1 pseudogene is annotated in these 426 nt (G+C 60.6%); it reads left to right on the top strand.

Annotated features, from left to right (window positions below):
• Nucleotides 1-426 (top strand): annotated as a pseudogene (gene cpsB / locus IB248_RS31055) (mannose-1-phosphate guanylyltransferase/mannose-6-phosphate isomerase); the annotation flags it as partial.

The raw sequence follows: 426 nt of genomic DNA, 5'->3' as shown, positions 1-426 counted from the left end.
ACGAAAATGGCAATGTGGCAGCCGGCAACACGACGGTCGTCAACACCAAGAACTCGCTCATCATGACCCATGGCGTACACCTCGCCGTCCAGGGCATGGACGACATCGCTGTCATCGCCAGCGAGGATGCCGTCTTTGTTGGGCGACTGCAGGATAGCCAGGACGTCGGCAATCTCGTGAAGATGCTCGCCGCCGCCCCCACGACATCGCAACTGACCGAGACGCACCCGACCTCTTACCGGCCTTGGGGCGGCTACACATCGGTGCTGAATGGCGACCGTTTCCAGGTCAAGCGCATCTTCGTCACTCCGGGCAGGAAGCTGTCGCTGCAGAAGCATCATCACCGCTCCGAGCACTGGATCGTCGTCAAGGGCACGGCAGAGGTGACGATCGGCGAAAACGTGCAGATGCTGAGGGAAAACGAGT

Source organism: Rhizobium sp. RHZ01 (assembly GCF_014851595.1).
GTDB lineage: Bacteria > Pseudomonadota > Alphaproteobacteria > Rhizobiales > Rhizobiaceae > Rhizobium > Rhizobium altiplani.
Note: the sequence above shows the minus strand (reverse complement) of the source record. Positions and strands in the feature narration are given on the sequence as shown.